The sequence below is a fragment of the Henriciella litoralis genome (assembly GCF_002088935.1).
GTDB classification, from domain to species: Bacteria; Pseudomonadota; Alphaproteobacteria; order Caulobacterales; family Hyphomonadaceae; genus Henriciella; species Henriciella litoralis.
In genome coordinates, this window is record NZ_NCSS01000006.1 from 2535631 (window position 1) to 2550003 (window position 14373).

The 14373-nt window shown below is 60.3% G+C and carries 16 protein-coding genes and 1 other RNA gene; 9 read left to right on the plus strand and 8 right to left on the minus strand.

Going from position 1 to position 14373, the window contains the following annotated elements:
* The first annotated feature begins 7 nt into the window (after positions 1-7).
* Positions 8-1315: an MFS transporter gene (locus B8783_RS16005; RefSeq protein WP_084421075.1), complete on the plus strand. Its 1308-nt coding sequence runs from the start codon at positions 8-10 to the stop codon at positions 1313-1315.
* Between the two features lie 5 nt (positions 1316-1320).
* Here B8783_RS16005 and B8783_RS16010 read toward each other — a convergent pair whose 3' ends face one another.
* The 3 genes from B8783_RS16010 to B8783_RS16020 all read right to left on the minus strand — a co-directional run bounded on the left by B8783_RS16010 (position 1321) and on the right by B8783_RS16020 (position 4707).
* Positions 1321-3060, minus strand: a complete 1740-nt coding sequence (locus B8783_RS16010) for an N-acyl-D-amino-acid deacylase family protein (protein ID WP_084421076.1) — start codon at positions 3058-3060, stop codon at positions 1321-1323.
* A 96-nt stretch (positions 3061-3156) separates the two neighbouring features.
* Positions 3157-3621, minus strand: coding sequence for a hypothetical protein (locus tag B8783_RS16015; protein WP_084421077.1), 465 nt, complete (start codon positions 3619-3621; stop codon positions 3157-3159).
* Positions 3622-3690: 69 nt separating this feature from the next.
* The gene (locus B8783_RS16020; RefSeq protein ID WP_084421078.1) at positions 3691-4707 is read right to left on the minus strand and encodes a 2'-deoxycytidine 5'-triphosphate deaminase; all 1017 of its coding nucleotides are present in this window, start codon (positions 4705-4707) and stop codon (positions 3691-3693) included.
* A gap of 63 nt (positions 4708-4770) precedes the next feature.
* Here B8783_RS16020 and metZ point away from each other — a divergent pair, with 63 nt between their 5' ends.
* The 4 genes from metZ to B8783_RS16040 all read left to right on the plus strand — a co-directional run bounded on the left by metZ (position 4771) and on the right by B8783_RS16040 (position 8052).
* Positions 4771-5967 carry an O-succinylhomoserine sulfhydrylase gene (metZ, locus tag B8783_RS16025; protein ID WP_084421079.1) on the plus strand — a complete coding sequence of 399 codons (1197 nt, stop codon included), beginning with the start codon at positions 4771-4773 and terminating at the stop codon, positions 5965-5967.
* Between the two features lie 15 nt (positions 5968-5982).
* Positions 5983-6399: a Co2+/Mg2+ efflux protein ApaG gene (gene apaG / locus B8783_RS16030; protein ID WP_084421080.1), complete on the plus strand. Its 417-nt coding sequence runs from the start codon at positions 5983-5985 to the stop codon at positions 6397-6399.
* A 73-nt stretch (positions 6400-6472) separates the two neighbouring features.
* Positions 6473-7360, plus strand: coding sequence for a DMT family transporter (locus B8783_RS16035; RefSeq protein ID WP_084421081.1), 888 nt, complete (start codon positions 6473-6475; stop codon positions 7358-7360).
* 8 nt (positions 7361-7368) lie between these two features.
* Positions 7369-8052 (plus strand): N-acetylmuramoyl-L-alanine amidase, encoded by a 684-nt coding sequence (locus B8783_RS16040; protein ID WP_084422146.1) that lies wholly within the window; start codon positions 7369-7371, stop codon positions 8050-8052.
* Here B8783_RS16040 and B8783_RS16045 read toward each other — a convergent pair.
* Positions 8037-8978: a YihY/virulence factor BrkB family protein gene (locus tag B8783_RS16045; RefSeq protein ID WP_084421082.1), complete on the minus strand. Its 942-nt coding sequence runs from the start codon at positions 8976-8978 to the stop codon at positions 8037-8039. The genes B8783_RS16040 and B8783_RS16045 overlap by 16 nt on opposite strands.
* 199 nt (positions 8979-9177) lie before the next feature.
* Here B8783_RS16045 and B8783_RS18660 point away from each other — a divergent pair, with 199 nt between their 5' ends.
* Complete coding sequence (locus tag B8783_RS18660; RefSeq protein ID WP_233355828.1) at positions 9178-9720, plus strand: low molecular weight protein tyrosine phosphatase family protein; 543 nt, start codon at positions 9178-9180, stop codon at positions 9718-9720.
* 9 nt (positions 9721-9729) lie between these two features.
* Here B8783_RS18660 and B8783_RS16055 read toward each other — a convergent pair whose 3' ends face one another.
* Positions 9730-10302, minus strand: a complete 573-nt coding sequence (locus B8783_RS16055) for a hypothetical protein (protein WP_084421083.1) — start codon at positions 10300-10302, stop codon at positions 9730-9732.
* Positions 10303-10455: 153 nt separating this feature from the next.
* Between B8783_RS16055 and rnpB the strand changes: the two genes are divergently transcribed.
* Positions 10456-10848, plus strand: an RNA gene (rnpB, locus tag B8783_RS16060) — RNase P RNA component class A.
* Positions 10849-10880: 32 nt separating this feature from the next.
* Here the strand turns inward: rnpB and B8783_RS16065 are convergent.
* A complete protein-coding gene (locus B8783_RS16065; RefSeq protein ID WP_233355829.1) occupies positions 10881-11414 on the minus strand; it encodes a DUF2721 domain-containing protein in 534 nt (177 codons plus the stop codon).
* A gap of 99 nt (positions 11415-11513) precedes the next feature.
* Here B8783_RS16065 and B8783_RS16070 point away from each other — a divergent pair, with 99 nt between their 5' ends.
* Positions 11514-12332, plus strand: a complete 819-nt coding sequence (locus B8783_RS16070; protein WP_084421084.1) for a 3-deoxy-manno-octulosonate cytidylyltransferase — start codon at positions 11514-11516, stop codon at positions 12330-12332.
* Positions 12329-12943, plus strand: a complete 615-nt coding sequence (locus tag B8783_RS16075; protein WP_084421085.1) for a histidine phosphatase family protein — start codon at positions 12329-12331, stop codon at positions 12941-12943. The genes B8783_RS16070 and B8783_RS16075 overlap by 4 nt, the downstream gene beginning before the upstream one ends.
* Before the next feature lie 6 nt (positions 12944-12949).
* Here the strand turns inward: B8783_RS16075 and B8783_RS16080 are convergent, their stop codons facing one another.
* Together B8783_RS16080 and B8783_RS16085 are read right to left on the minus strand one after the other, a co-directional pair.
* Positions 12950-13918, minus strand: coding sequence for a KpsF/GutQ family sugar-phosphate isomerase (locus tag B8783_RS16080; RefSeq protein ID WP_084421086.1), 969 nt, complete (start codon positions 13916-13918; stop codon positions 12950-12952).
* A gap of 83 nt (positions 13919-14001) precedes the next feature.
* On the minus strand, positions 14002-14349 hold the full coding sequence (locus tag B8783_RS16085; RefSeq protein WP_084421087.1) for a hypothetical protein: 348 nt from the start codon (positions 14347-14349) through the stop codon (positions 14002-14004).
* Positions 14350-14373: the final 24 nt, after the last annotated feature.

Sequence of the window (14373 nt, forward strand, 5' to 3'; positions counted from 1 at the left end):
CGCGCATATGCTTCTTGCTCCCAACCTTCATGTGTTCCGGCACCGCGCTTACCTGCATTTCTGGCTGATGCGGGTCTCAATCGCTGCGGCCCGCCAGATGGAAGCGGTGGCGATCGGTTGGCAGGTCTACAATGTGGCAAGAGATCCGGTCGCGGATGGCGGGCTTGGTTGGGGCATCGAGGAATCGGCCCTGCTGCTGGGCCTGATTGGGCTGACGCAATTCGTGCCAGTGCTGCTTCTGTCGCTTGTCGGCGGGCAGGCGGCTGACCGGCTTAACCGGAAAATGATCCTGATCGCGTCCAACACCGTCCGGGTGCTGGTCTCGTTCGCGCTTCTGGCGTCAGTTTTCCTGCCGGCAAGCTATGCCTTGCCGATCATTTTCAGCGTCGCTGGCACGCTCGGCTGCGTGAACGCCTTCACGCCAGCGGCCGCAAACTCACTCTTTCCCCAGCTTGTGCCGCGCGATGAATTGCCGAACGCGATCGCCTGGAACTCGCTCGGCTTCCAGACCGCGACGATAACCGGCCCCGCCATTGGCGGCCTTCTCTACGCAGCAGGCGGCGCAGAAGCGGTCTACATCACGGCCATTGTCCTCTCGATCTTTTCCATCGCGGCGATCGCGACGGCAAACACGCCCAAGCACGAAAAGCTCGCCAATGCTCGCGGCTGGTCAATGGTGTTTGAAGGTCTTGGTTATATCCGGCGCAACAAGATTGTGCTCGGCGCCATTTCGCTGGATCTCGTCGTCGTTTTCTTTGGCGGGGCCAAGGCGCTTCTGCCGGTCTTCGCGCGCGACATCCTGTTTGTTGGATCGGTGGGTCTGGGCCTGCTGCAGGCAGCGGTCGCTGTTGGGGCCGTCTCTGTCGCCTTCGTTCTGGCAACCCGTCCGCTTGCCAGGCGCGTCGGTGCCTGGATGATGTGGGCCGTCGGCATCTATGGCGCCGCGACGCTGGTGTTTGGCCTGTCGCAGATGTTCTGGCTGTCCTTCGCTGCGCTCGCGGTGACCGGTGCCGCGGACGAAATCTCTGTCTATGTGCGCGCGTCGCTCATTCAGCTCGCAACGCCGGACAAGATGAAAGGGAGAGTGTCTTCTGTCTCCTTCATCTTCATTTCGGCCTCTAATGAGCTTGGTGAGTTTGAGAGCGGGGTCGCCGCGCGGCTCTTAGGGCCGGTTGGTGCGGTCGTGTTTGGCGGATGCGCGGCGATTGCGACAGCGCTGCTCTGGACGCGTCTCTTCCCGGAGCTTGCCAAGGCCGATCGCTTTGATCGGATTGAGGAACAGGCCGTCGAACCGACTGGTTCGGCCTCTACGTAGCCCGTCTATTCCGCCGCGACCCCCACAGTGCTCGCGAGGGACTGCGCGCCGCGCACCAGCCTGCCAGGACGTGCGCCGGTCGGGCCGCCATCGCGGTAGATCACCTGACCAGCCACAATCGTTGCCGTATACCCCGTGGCGCGTTGCATCAGCCGCCGCCCCCCGGCGGGCAGGTCACGGATGATTTCGGGCCGGTGCAGCGTCAGGCCATCATAGTCGATGATATTGAGGTCCGCGCGATAGCCCGGCTGAAGCAGGCCGCGATCTGCGAGCCCCATCCAGTGGGCCGTATCAGATGTCTGGCGCTTGACGATGAACTCCAGCGGAAGACGGTCTCCGCGGCTACGGTCCCGCGTCCAGTGGGTCAGCATTGAGGTCGGGAATGAGCCATCGCAGATCATCCCGACATGTGCGCCGCCATCCGACAGGCCGGGTATCGTCGCCGAACTGGTCAGCATTTCATAGGACGGATCAAGCGATCCCTGCGCGTAATTCAGGAAGGGCAGATAAAGCATGCCGCGGCCGTCATCTTCCAGCAGGGTATCGAGTGCGACCTCTTCGGCTGACACGCCGCGCGCGCTGGCAATCGCTTCCACGGTGCGGGTCGCGTCTGGCTCATAGTCCGGCACGGCATCCAGCGTGAACATCTTGCCGAAGCTGCGCAGCATCACTTTGGCAAAAGGATTGTCGGTCTGCGGCTCCTCAGAGAGCAGCTGCGCACGGAAGTCGGCGTCACGCAGGGCGTCGACCTGCTCGGCCAGCGGCTTGTCCTTGATCGTGCGATAGGACGGATGCGCCGAAAACGGGTTCATGGTGAGGTCGAGGCCAAGCAGTACGCCAACCGGACGCCCGCACACTTGTGCACGCATGGGCAGGCCGTCCTCTACGGCTTGCTCAATCGAGCCGAGCAGCACGCGCCAGCCTTCGGGGGCAAGATCAGATTGTGCCAGAGAGACAGACAGCGGGCGGCCGGACGCTTCAACGATCCGGCGAAGCATGGCCGCTTCCTTCTTCGGGTCATCAAAGTCCGACACAAATTGCAGGACGCCTTTGCCGGCCTCTTTCAGCGCCATCGCAATTCCGGTCAGCTCCGCTTCAGATGCGGTCAGCGTCGGCGTTGGTTGGCCATCTGATGTGCGGTGATTAAGCGTTCGCGATGTGGAGAAGCCAAGGGCGCCAGCATTTACGGCGTTTTTCGCAAGACGCGCCATTTCGGCAATATCGGCCTCGCTCGCATCCTCGCGATTGGCACCGCGCTCACCCATCACGTAAACGCGAAGCGCCGCATGCGGCAGCTGGGCGGCAAAATCGATGTCGAAGGATTTGTTCGACAGGCTATCGAGGTAATCGGGAAAACTCTCCCAGTTCCAGGGCAGGCCCTCGGTGAGGACCGGAAACGGGATATCCTCAACCCCTTCCATCAGGCGGATGAGGCGGTCATGGTCTTCCGGCTTGCACGGGGCAAAGCCGACGCCGCAATTGCCCATGACAGCCGTCGTCACCCCATGAATTGACGAGGGCGTCAGCTGGTCGCCCCAGGTCACCTGACCGTCATAATGGGTGTGCACATCGACAAAGCCGGGCGTGACAAGCTCGCCCTTTGCATCGATCTCTTCCCGTCCCTTGCCAGAGATGGAGCCGACAGCCGTTATCCGCCCATCATCGATTGCGATGTCGGCGTCACGGCCCGGCGCGCCGCTGCCATCAACGACAAAACCGTTTCGGATAACGAGATCATGGGTCATGCGGGCTGTCCTCCTGATATCCGTCTTGATGCGGAAACTTCAGGTCAGGAAAGCCCGCCTCACGCGGGGTAAGTCAATTGAATTGATGGCGGGCGATCAGCTGATGGGGCAACTGCCTGTCTCTTCGAAACCTTCGCCGATTTCATCGATGGCCATGCCGATCTTCTGAATGCCGGTACCAAGCTCTGTCATTTCGCCATTCACCGCGGACTCCAACATGATCTCACGCATCAGCTGGGAGACAACCTCTTCGGCGCCGGTATTCATTTCCTGCATGCCGTCAGTGACCCGCACAAGCGCAACGTTGATGGCTTGCTGGTCGGTCTCACTTTGAGCACGAACATATTTGACCATGCAGTCACAGAAGCCATCGGCATCAGTACCCATTTCATCAAAGTTTTCCTGCGCTTCCGGGTCGCTCGCAAGAATTGCGCAGCGATCATCCAGCGATGCTTTGGCCGTTTTGGCGGGTGTGGTCGCGCCTGTTTCGTCAGTAGATTTTTCACCGCAGCCGGCAAGCGTAAGGGCTGCGACAGCGCAGATGGCGAAAACTGTTTTCATGGTGTGTCCCCAATAAATGATGCATCGAACAAGAGCGTCGGTCTGCCCGCTTGTCCAGCATAAATTCACTCAGGCAAAATGCTTTGATAGTTTCAGACCCTGGCCCTGATAATTGCTCGTCTTGCCGCCATAAGGCGCCGAAGGCGGCGCGCTCATATCTTCATAGATGAGTTTGGCGACAGGTTGGCCGTGCTCGAGAATAAACGGCACATCACGTGAGCGCACTTCCAGAACGGCGCGCGAGCCGCCTGCATTCGTGCCGAAGCCGGGGTCAAAGAAGCCCGCATAATGGGCGCGAAATTCGCCGAGTTCAGGGGCAATAGGCGCCATCTCGGCAGCTTGCTGAAGCGGTACTTCCACGGCTTCACGCGAGGCGAGGATGTAAAAATCCTCCGGGTTCAGGACCAGCCGCCCTTTATGCGGAAACAAAGGCTCCCAGAAATCGGCGACCTCATGGCCAGCGATTTTCTTCAGGTCGATAAGGCCGGCATGGTGCTTGGCGCGCCAGCCGACCGGTTGCCCATCCGGCATGTCCATGTCGATCGACACGATGATTTCGCTGGTATTCTGCGGTTTTCCGCGCCGCAGCCGAAGCTGGGCCAGTCGATCGCCCGGACGCACGAGGATCGAAAATGTCCGCGGGCTGATCTCCAGCCAGAGTGGGCCACGATAGCCTGCCGGAATATCGTCAAACGCCTTGCCGTAATCGGTGACCAGACGTGTGAACACGTCGATCCGCCCGGTTGAGCTTTTTGGATTCGCGCGGCCCGATACATCCTCAGGAAGATCGACCGTCTCCATAAGGGGCACGAGATAGACACATCCGGTCTCCAGCACGGCCCCGCCTTGGGAAAGGTCCATCCGGTGCAGCTCCATGCCGGGCTCACGAAGAACCGCCTCGACGCTGCGATGGGCCCCGGTCAGAAAGCTTGCGCGGACACGGTAGGCGGTCTCTCCGAGCCTCAGATCAAGGCTGGCAGGTTGAATCTGGTCAGCGTCCAGCGCGTTGCTGGATGCAATGCGGCCTTCCCCGAACAAATCTTTCAGTTCCAGATCGGACAAAACGCCCATACTTGCGACAGCCATCCCTTGATCCCTTTCCGACAAGAGGCTTAAGACGGACCGCTCTTGATTGGAAGGACTAAGGCCATGGCAAAGCGCGATGGGGAAGACTGGAAGCCCGCGACGAAACTCGTGCGCGGCGGCACCATGCGCTCTCAGTTCGGAGAAACCTCCGAAGCGATCTTTCTGACATCCGGTTATGCCTATGACAGCGCCGAGCAGGCCGCCCGCCGCATGTCCGGGGAAGAAGAAGGCTTTGTCTATTCCCGCTACGCCAATCCGACGGTGCGTATGCTTGAGGACCGGCTTGCCCTGCTCGAAGGCGCTGAAACCTGCCGGGTGACGGCGTCCGGCATGGGCGCGATCTCGTCTGCGATGATTGCCCCAGTGGGCACCGGCGACCGTGTGGTTGCCGCCAGCGCGCTTTTTGGCTCCTGCCGGGTGATCTGCCAGACCATCCTGCCGCGCTACGGCGTTGAGACAGAATTTGTCCAGGGGTCTGACATGGACGCCTGGAAGAAGGCCCTGTCGCGCCCGGCCAAGCTGGTGCTGATCGAGTCTCCTTCCAATCCGCTGCTAGAGGCCGTCGATATCGCAGCCGTGGCTGAGCTCGCACATAAGGCGGGTGCCAAACTGATCGTGGATAATGTGTTCGCGACCCCTGTTCTCCAGAAGCCTCTGGAGCTTGGTGCGGACGTCGCCGTCTATTCCGCCACCAAACATATGGACGGGCAGGGCCGCGTGCTGGCCGGCGCCATTCTTGGCCAGAGCGACTGGATTGAAGAGTTCATCGATCCATGGCTGCGTCATACAGGGCCTGCGCCATCGCCCTTCAATGCTTGGGTCGTTCTGAAAGGGATCGAGACGCTTGACCTTCGCGTACGCGCTGCCTGCCGGACGGCGGCGCGTCTTGCTGACGCGATTGCTGGCCATGCGAACGTGAAAGCCGTGCGCTATCCGGGGCGGACAGACCATCCGCACCATGCGGTGCACGCCAAGCAGATGGATGAGGGCGGCACGCTGATTGCCTTTTCGATCAAGGGCGCGCGGGCCGAAGCCTTCAGGGTGCTGAATGCGCTCAACCTGGTCGACATCTCCAATAATCTCGGAGACACCAAGTCGCTTGCCTGCCACCCGGCCTCAACCACGCATCGCGCCCTCAATGAGGAAGAGCGAGCCTCGATGGGCCTCGATGAGAGCTGGATCAGATTGTCGGTCGGCCTTGAAGATGCCAGCGACCTCGAGGCGGACCTGATGGCCGCGCTCGATGCCTGTGCAAGCTGAATTAGGTCTAATGGCATGACCGATAATCAGTCGATACCTGAATATGAAGCGGTAACGGACGGTGTTCGTATCCGGGTGCGGCCCCGCTTCATGCAAGAGGAGTCGAGCCCAGTGCGTAGCCGCTATATCTGGTCCTACACGGTCGAGATCGAGAACAATTCCGATCACACCTGGACGCTGACGACGCGCCATTGGGACATTGTCGATAGCCTCGGTCGCCGGCAGATTGTCGATGGCGACGGCGTTGTCGGCCAGACGCCTTGCCTCGCGCCTGGCGAGAGCTTCCGCTATTCCTCCGGCGCGCCTCTGTCCTCGCCTTCGGGCATGATGAGCGGCATGTACACCTTCGTGAAGGACGGTGGCGAAGCGCTTAACGCCCGTATCCCGACATTCTCGCTCGACAGCCCGTATGAGCGCTCGCGGCCAAGCTGATCGCGCGCTTGCCCTTGCGAAAGCGCTGAAATCTGCGTGACCGCCATGGCCGGATACTGCTAGAGGCGGAAAGATGGGCTTTCGTGACTTTCTTCTTCTCTTTGCCGTCTGTTTCGTCTGGGGCCTCAACCTTGTCGTGACGCGATGGGTCGTTGCGGACGCAGCCGTCCCGCCGGTATTCTTCGCCAGCATCCGGTTTCTCGGCATCGCTCTGGTGCTCGTCCCGTTTCTGTTTCCGGCGCCAAAGAACATGCGCGCCCTGTTCCTCATTTCGATGTGTATGGGCGCGATCCATTTTGCGCTGCTTTTTACCGGTCTCGCGAATGCAGAGGCGAGCGCCGTCTCGGTGACGGGCCAGCTCGGCGTGCCTTTCTCGACATTGATGAGCATGGCGTTTCTTGGCGAAACGGTCGGCTGGCGGCGTGGTCTTGGCATTATGCTGGCCTTTGCCGGCGTCACGCTTATTGCGTTCGACCCGGAAAGCTTCTCCGTCAGCTTCGGCCTGATCTATGTCATTGTATCCGCCTTCATTGGCTCGATCGGCGGCATATTGATGAAGCGTATGGCCCCGATCAGTGCCCTTCAGCTTCAGGCCTGGGTCGGCATGTTCAGCTTTGCGCCGCTGATGGTGTTCTCCTTCTTTGTGGAACAGAACCAGATCGGCAGCTTCGTCGGTGGCGGATGGATGGTCTGGGCCGCGACGGCCTTCGCAGTCCTCGGCGTCAGCGTTTTCGGGCACGGCGCGTTTTATACGCTGATCAAGAAATACGACATCTCGCTGCTCTCGCCGCTAACTTTGATGACGCCAATATGGGGTGTTGTGCTTGCCGTCTCGCTGCTGGGTGAGCCACTGACGTTGCGGCTTATTGTGGGCGCCGCGATATCGCTCGGCGGCGTCTTTGTGATTGCCGTGCGGCGGAATAAAACCTTGCCTGAGGCAGCCTTCACCGAACAGGTATGAGCGCCAAAATGAAGATCATCCAACGCCCCAGCCCCAATTTCAACGAGCGCAAGGCGCCCCTCGATATGCTCGTTCTGCATTATACGGGCATGGAGACGGGTGACGCGGCCCTTGAGCGGATGTGCGATGAAGAGGCTTCGGTCTCGGCCCATTACATGATCCGCGAGTGCGGCGAAGTGGTTCAGCTCGTCGCCGAGGACAAGCGGGCCTGGCATGCGGGCGTTTCGCGCTGGCAGGGCGATGAGGACCTTAACTCCCGCTCAATCGGCATCGAGATCGTCAATGGCGGACACGACTGGCCAGATGATGACGGGGCGTTGCCCGCTTATCCAGACGCGCAGATCGACGCGGTTATCGCTTTGTCCAAAGCGATCATTGAGCGGTGGAGCATTCCGCAAACCCGGATCGTCGGGCACTCTGACATTGCACCTGCGCGCAAAAAGGATCCGGGCGAGCATTTCCCATGGAAGCGTCTCTCCGAACACGCGATCGGCTTTTGGCCATCGGTCGTGGAGCCATCCAGTGCGCCGCTAGCGGCGTCGTTGATGGCAATTGGATACGATGTGGAGGATGGGCATGCCGCTATCTGCGCCTTTCAGCGGCGCTGGCGACCCTCAGGCGTCACCGGGGCACCAGACCCAGACACCGTAAACATCGCCGCTGCTGTCGCTTACCTCTATTCCGTCGGCTGATCGCCAGCGTCCTGGCCGGTCTTTGACGGCGTTTCAGCTCGATCAGCGTCCAGCTGAGCAAAACGCGCGGACCACTCCACTGACAGGGCGGCCCCAAGCAGAAGGGACGACACCGACACCATCAGCCAGATGAAACCAAGGATCAACGAGGCGAGGGCCCCATAGATCGTGTCGAGCACCGAAACCTTGAGATAAAGATGGTAGGCCCAGGTCGCGACACTCCAGCTGAACGCGCCGGCGGCTGCGCCCGCAACCATGGACCGGCCAGAGCTTAGCCGTCCGTAGAGGGACAGGGAGATGATCAGGTAGAAGATTGCGAAACAGGCGAGGAATTTGCCGATCCAGAGCCTCGACGCGATTTCTGATATCGTTCGCGCCAGTTCAAAGGCGACAAAGCCCTCTCGCTCAGTTGTGACCGAAAGAACCAGCTGGATGGCCCCCAGTATCCAGACCAGCAGGATGAGTAGCGTGGTCATCAGGAGGGATATCCCCTGAAACCGGATAATGTTTGATCGCTTGTCGCTGCCCGCCACCATGCGGATGCCGGTAATCGCACCTTTGGCGCCGGAGCTGGCCGTATAGAAGACGAGGATGATCGCCAGTAAGGCGCGGATTGTCAGGCCCTGCGGCGTCGCATCGCGGATCGTTGTCAGGTCGGCCTGCTGCAAGGGGGCCACGGCAGAGGTCAGCACCTGATCGACCGTGTTGGAGAGGCTCTGTGAGATTTCATGCGGTAGCAATGAGAAGAGCAGGGTCAGCGTCAGATAGATGATCGGGAAGATCGAGAAGAGCGCATAGAAGCTGATGCCGCCCGTGACGATCCGCACTTCCGGCTTGGACATGCGAACGATCGCGCACCAGAGCGGCAGGATCAGCCAGTCCAGGACGACTGCGGGTACAGGCAGCTTTTTAAGCCAGGCTTGCATCCGCTCGATTCCTTGTATTGCGGCAAATCATGAGATGAAGATTGGCGCAACTTGCCCCGTCTGGCCAGACGGCTAAAGGCGTTCGCGCCAATCAACATGACGATTGTACGCTTGCAAAGCGCAGTTTGGTCGGGATAGAAGCGCGTCGTTCTCATATTGCCGCGGCTGCTGACCCGTCAGGCAATCATTGAGGATCATTATGTCTCACCCGAACTCGCGCGGCGAGCGGCGGGCGCTGTCGCGCAAGCTGGATCGTCGCATCGACCATAAGGCCCAGACAAATCGACGCTTTGGCATCGAGAAAAACTGGAAAAAGATCTATCTGCGTCGCAACAAGCTACAGCGCGCCCGCCAGCTCGGAAAGATCTGGCCGCATCGTGAATGGAAACAGCTAATGGCTGAAACCGAGCCGCTTCGTATTCTGTTTGTGTGCTCCCGCAACCGGCTGCGCAGCCCAACGGGCGAGGCCGTTTTCAACCAGATTGAAGGCATTGATGCGCGGTCTGGCGGCACGGCGCGGGACGCAGACCATCAAGTCGACATGGACGATATCAGATGGGCTGAGCTGATCATCTGCATGGAAGCCAAGCACGCGAACCGGCTGAAGGCGGACTTCCGGCAGGCGGTTGCCCATAAGCGGATCCGGGTGATTGACGTGCCCGACAATTACAAATTCATGCAGGACGAACTCGTAACTCTATTACGCGAGCGTGTCATGCCGCTCATTGACCGTATCGAATAGATCGAGGCGTTATGGCCCGCAGGTCCACTCGCCATCATAGGTGCGGCTGGCGCCATCTGCCCGGTTCGTCGTCAGCGTTGCGGCCTTGGACACCTCTTCGGTGTTCGGGCCATCCAGCATTTCGCTGCCGGTTTCGATCGTCACGACATATCCGGTTCCCGCGAAAGTGCCGCCATTGGTCTCCAGGGCGCTGAAGCCGCCCTTTTGCTCGCCAACCAGGCCTTCTGCATCGTCATTAATGTTGATCACGGCATCGGCGCGGCTGTCATCGCCGACGTTTGCCATGGCGACGAGCAGCAGTTCACCATCTGCGGAAAAGCTGCACCCGAGTTCACCTTGCAAATCTTGCGTGTCTTCGGCGCGAAGGGCCTGAAGTCTGATTTCAGGTTTGTTGCCCATGACCGTTTCAGATAGTTCGCCAGGCTGTTTTTCACCTTCTGGCAATGTCGCGTCATCAGGCACAACAGCTTCATTGTCCGCGTCAGTCGAAGACGGCTCTGCCGGCTGCGATGCGTCGGGTGAGCAGGCCGTGAGGGCTGCGCCAGTGAGGAAAAGGGCTGGGATCAAGGTTTTGCGTATCATGCTGTTGGCAACACTGCAGGAAGCGGAAGGTTCCAGTGGGCGTCGTTTTGTCGAGTAGATAGAGCGCGCGCTGAAGATCCATGTGAGCTGCCTGGCGCGCCAACACTGCAAGGGCTGGCTTTTTGGCGGGTTAGGCCTTACGTCGCTGCTTGACCAGACGGTCGGGCAGCCGCTGATAGTGGGGTAACCTGCTATTGGAGGAAAGTCCGGGCTCCATGGAGACAAGGCGGCGGATAACGTCCGCCCGGCGCGAGCCGAGGGAAAGTGCCACAGAGAGTAGACCGCCAATCCTCATCCTGAGATACGTCGAAGGACCGATTGGTAAGGGTGAAAGGGTGGGGTAAGAGCCCACCGCGGGGCTGGTAACAGTCCTGGCATGGTAAACCCCGCCTGGAGCAAGACCGAATAGGGGGCGCATATGGGCCGTTTCCAGCCCGTGCCCCGGGTGTGTCGCGTGAGGGCTCTTGTGAGAGAGCTCCCAGAGGAATGGCTGCACAGGCGCTGCAAGGCGCTGGACAGAACCCGGCTTACAGACCGTCTGGTCATATTTTCCGTCTAGGGGCGCGACTTTGTCGCCGTTAGAAATACCGTTTCCAGAAACGCCGTTTGGCCTGCCGCTTGCGCCTGACTTTTTCCAGAAGGTCGGTCCGCACCCGTAGCATCGCGGCGGCGACATGGATCTCCCAAAGAAAACTGCCCGTTGCGGCGATCAAGGCGCCCATCGCACAGATGAACAGAATGGACACCAGGATTGATAGATCGATCGCCAGAAGCTGGCCGGTAAATATGCTCACGATGACAAGGCAGACGAAGAGCAGCGCCGCCGTCGAGAGCACAATGGCCCGGTTGATCCAGGAGATACGCCGGTCCAGCAGGAACAGTTCAGCCCGCCAGCGCGGATGCGCCTCCATGGCCCCTTCCACGGCAAGCTCGACCTCTAGCGACCGCGACCGGTCGACGATCCGCGCGAGACGATTGGTCAGGACGGTGAGCAGGGCGCCGACACCGGCAATCAGGAAGACTGGCGCGACGGCCAGTTCAATGCTGTGAGCAATATCGACTTCGAAACCTTCCATATCTTCGGCATTCGGTCCGGCGCGGCAGATTGTCAATACAGATCACAGCACTTGGACCTGCGCGGGCTGCTTGATGGCTTGACCTGATCGGCTTTGAAACGCACACCCTCGATAACCGCGACAGGCAGCTGCTTCATGAAAACGCTCATCGTTATTCCCGCGCGACACGGCTCAACCCGTTTTCCGGCGAAGCCATTGCACATGATTTCCGGCCATTCGCTCCTCGCACGGGTGAGTGCGATTGCATCTGAGCTTTCGAACCGCCGCGATGATGTAAGCTTTGTCGTCGCCACCGATCATGATGATATCCGCACGCACGCCGAGGATCTCGGCATGCCCGTTGTCATGACGTCGCCAGACCTCGCTTCGGGCACGGACAGAGCGCTTGCCGCCGCCCGCCTGCAGGAAACGGCGCCGGATTTCGTACTCAATCTACAAGGCGATGCGCCGTTCACGCCCGCCAGCTATCTGGAAGCCCTGATTGAGGAGGCTGAGACCTCGTCAGCGGATGTCGTCACGCCAGTTGTCAGGCTGGACTGGGCCGCCCTCGACACCGTGCGTGACCAGAAAACCCGCGAACCGTTTAGCGGGACCAGTTGCGTACGACTTGCCGATGGCCGCGCCGTCTGGTTCTCCAAACAGGTTCTGCCCGCCATCCGCAAGGAGGCGCAACTTCGCGAGGCGGGCGAGCTATCCCCAGTCTGGCGCCATATCGGGCTCTACGGCTACCGGATGCCCGCGCTGGAGCGGTTCGCCGCCTTGCCGGTCGGATATTATGAGGCGCTGGAAGGACTGGAACAGCTGCGCTTTCTGGAAAATGGCATGACGGTCCAGGCGGTCGCCGTGGAGCCGGCCGATAATGCCATGTGGGGCGTCGATACGCCGGAGGATGCGCGGCTCGCCGAAGAGCTGCTGGCGAAATTCGGTGACCCTTTGGAAGGCACCTCATCATGACGCGCGTCTACATCCTGCGCCACGGAAATACATTCGATGCAGGCGACACGGTCACGCGTGTCGGCGCGCGAACGGATTTGTCGCTGTCTGCTTCAGGCAAAGCGCAGGCCGAGGCCATGAGCGCACATTTTGCCGCCAAAGGTGTTGAGTTCGCGGCGATTGTCGCGGGCCCGCTGAAACGCACGCTTGAAACAGCTGAGGCGGTCCAGCGGGGCCAGCAGGCCGGCGGGAAGATGATCGTCGCGGAGTTCCTGCGGGAGATCGATTACGGCCCGGATGAGAACCAGCCGGAAGAAAACGTGATCGCACGAATTGGCGAGGATGCCCTGCGCGCCTGGGAAGAAAACGCCACGCCGCCGCCGGGTTGGCAGGTTGATCCTCAACAATCCCGGCAAAACTGGCGCGAGTTCTTTTCTGCCCTTGCCGCTGATGCGCCAGAGGGGCCAGTCCTCGTGGTTACAAGCAATGGTGTGGCCCGTTTTGCGTTGCTGGCGGCGGGCGGAGACGTGGCCGAACGCCCCGATCTGAAGCTCAAAACCGGTGCCTATGGCACGCTGGAGCTGGATGAGGCTGGCAATGCCACATTAATCGACTGGAATGTGCGGCCCTGAGCGCACCTAGATATAGCCTTCTTCCAGCAGATCCTTGGTGTGGATCACGCCAACCGGCTTTCCCTGTTCCAGTACAAAACCGTTGCCGATGCGGAGTTTGGTCATCACGTCGATGACCAATGCAATCCGGTCATCACGGGCAAAGGTCCGCCCGCCTTCCGTCATCATGGTCGCTGCAGAGCTTGTATCGCCGCCAGCCTGCATCGACCGGCGCAAATCGCCGTCAGTGATGATTCCGCGGTATGATCCTTCTTCATCGACAACCGCAACGCACCCCTGCCGGCCTTCCGCGATCGCCTGAATAACATCCTGCAGGTTTGCGGTGTCACGTATCTTGGGCACCTGCGTGTTCCGCACCATCAGATAGTCACCCACCGTATGCAGGGCTTTGCCCAGCTTTCCGCCCGGGTGGCGCGCGCCGAAATCTTCAGGCGTGAAATTGCGCCGGGCCATCAAGGCGACGGTCAGAGCATCACCAAGCGCCAGGGTCATCGTCGTTGATGTGGTCGGGGCGAGCCCGTTCGGGCAGGCTTCCTCGAACTGCGGCAACGTCAGAACCGTATCTGCGTGCCGGCCAAGCAGTGAGCCCGGCGCCCGCGTCATCGCGATGACAGGGATGGAATTGCCGCGGCAGTAGCGCAGAAGATCGATGAGCTCGCGGCTCTCGCCGGAATAGGAGATGGCCAGCACGACAGAGTCGCCACGCACCATGCCAAGATCGCCATGGCTGGCTTCCGTCGGATGGAGGAAGAACGAAGCCGTGCCGGTTGAGGCAAGGCTTGCGGCAATCTTCTGGCCAATGTGACCGGACTTGCCGACCCCGGCCACGATCACATAGCCCTTGCAGGCCAGCATCGTATCGACGGCGGTCGAGAAGCTTTCGTCCAGCGTGGCAGACAGTTCTCTGAGGGCGTCCGCCTCGACCTGCAACACGCGCCGGGCGGCATCGATATCCGATTTGCCTTTATCAGCCATTCTTTGTCCTCGGCTCAGCATGATCCTGTGGGAGCATGGTCTGTCATAATTGGGTGCCTAGCAACTAGCGCCCCATCGAGATGTCAGTTGTCCGGTTCAGCAAAGCCCCAGCCATCGGGTCTGAAGCCGCGCGCGAGCGCCATTTTGGTGGTGCGTTCCTCGTGCAGCCAGATGTCTTGCGGCGTAAACGGGATCGGGCCGATCGAGGCGGCGACTTCTTCGTCTTTTTCCGCTTCACCCAGCTCATAGCCGAAGCTCGACAGGGCTTTCTCAAAAGCCTCCCGGCGGGCCTCTTCGCCTTCGATGGGCACGAAAAAAAGATCGAGCACGATTTCGCTGTGCGGCTTCACACCTTGCGTGTCGCGTAGCTGCTCGCAGGTGAAGACGGTCTCTGCCTGCTGCTCTGTAAAGTTCCAGTCCGCTTCGTCCATCTGATCCTTGCTCCTGTCAGGGCG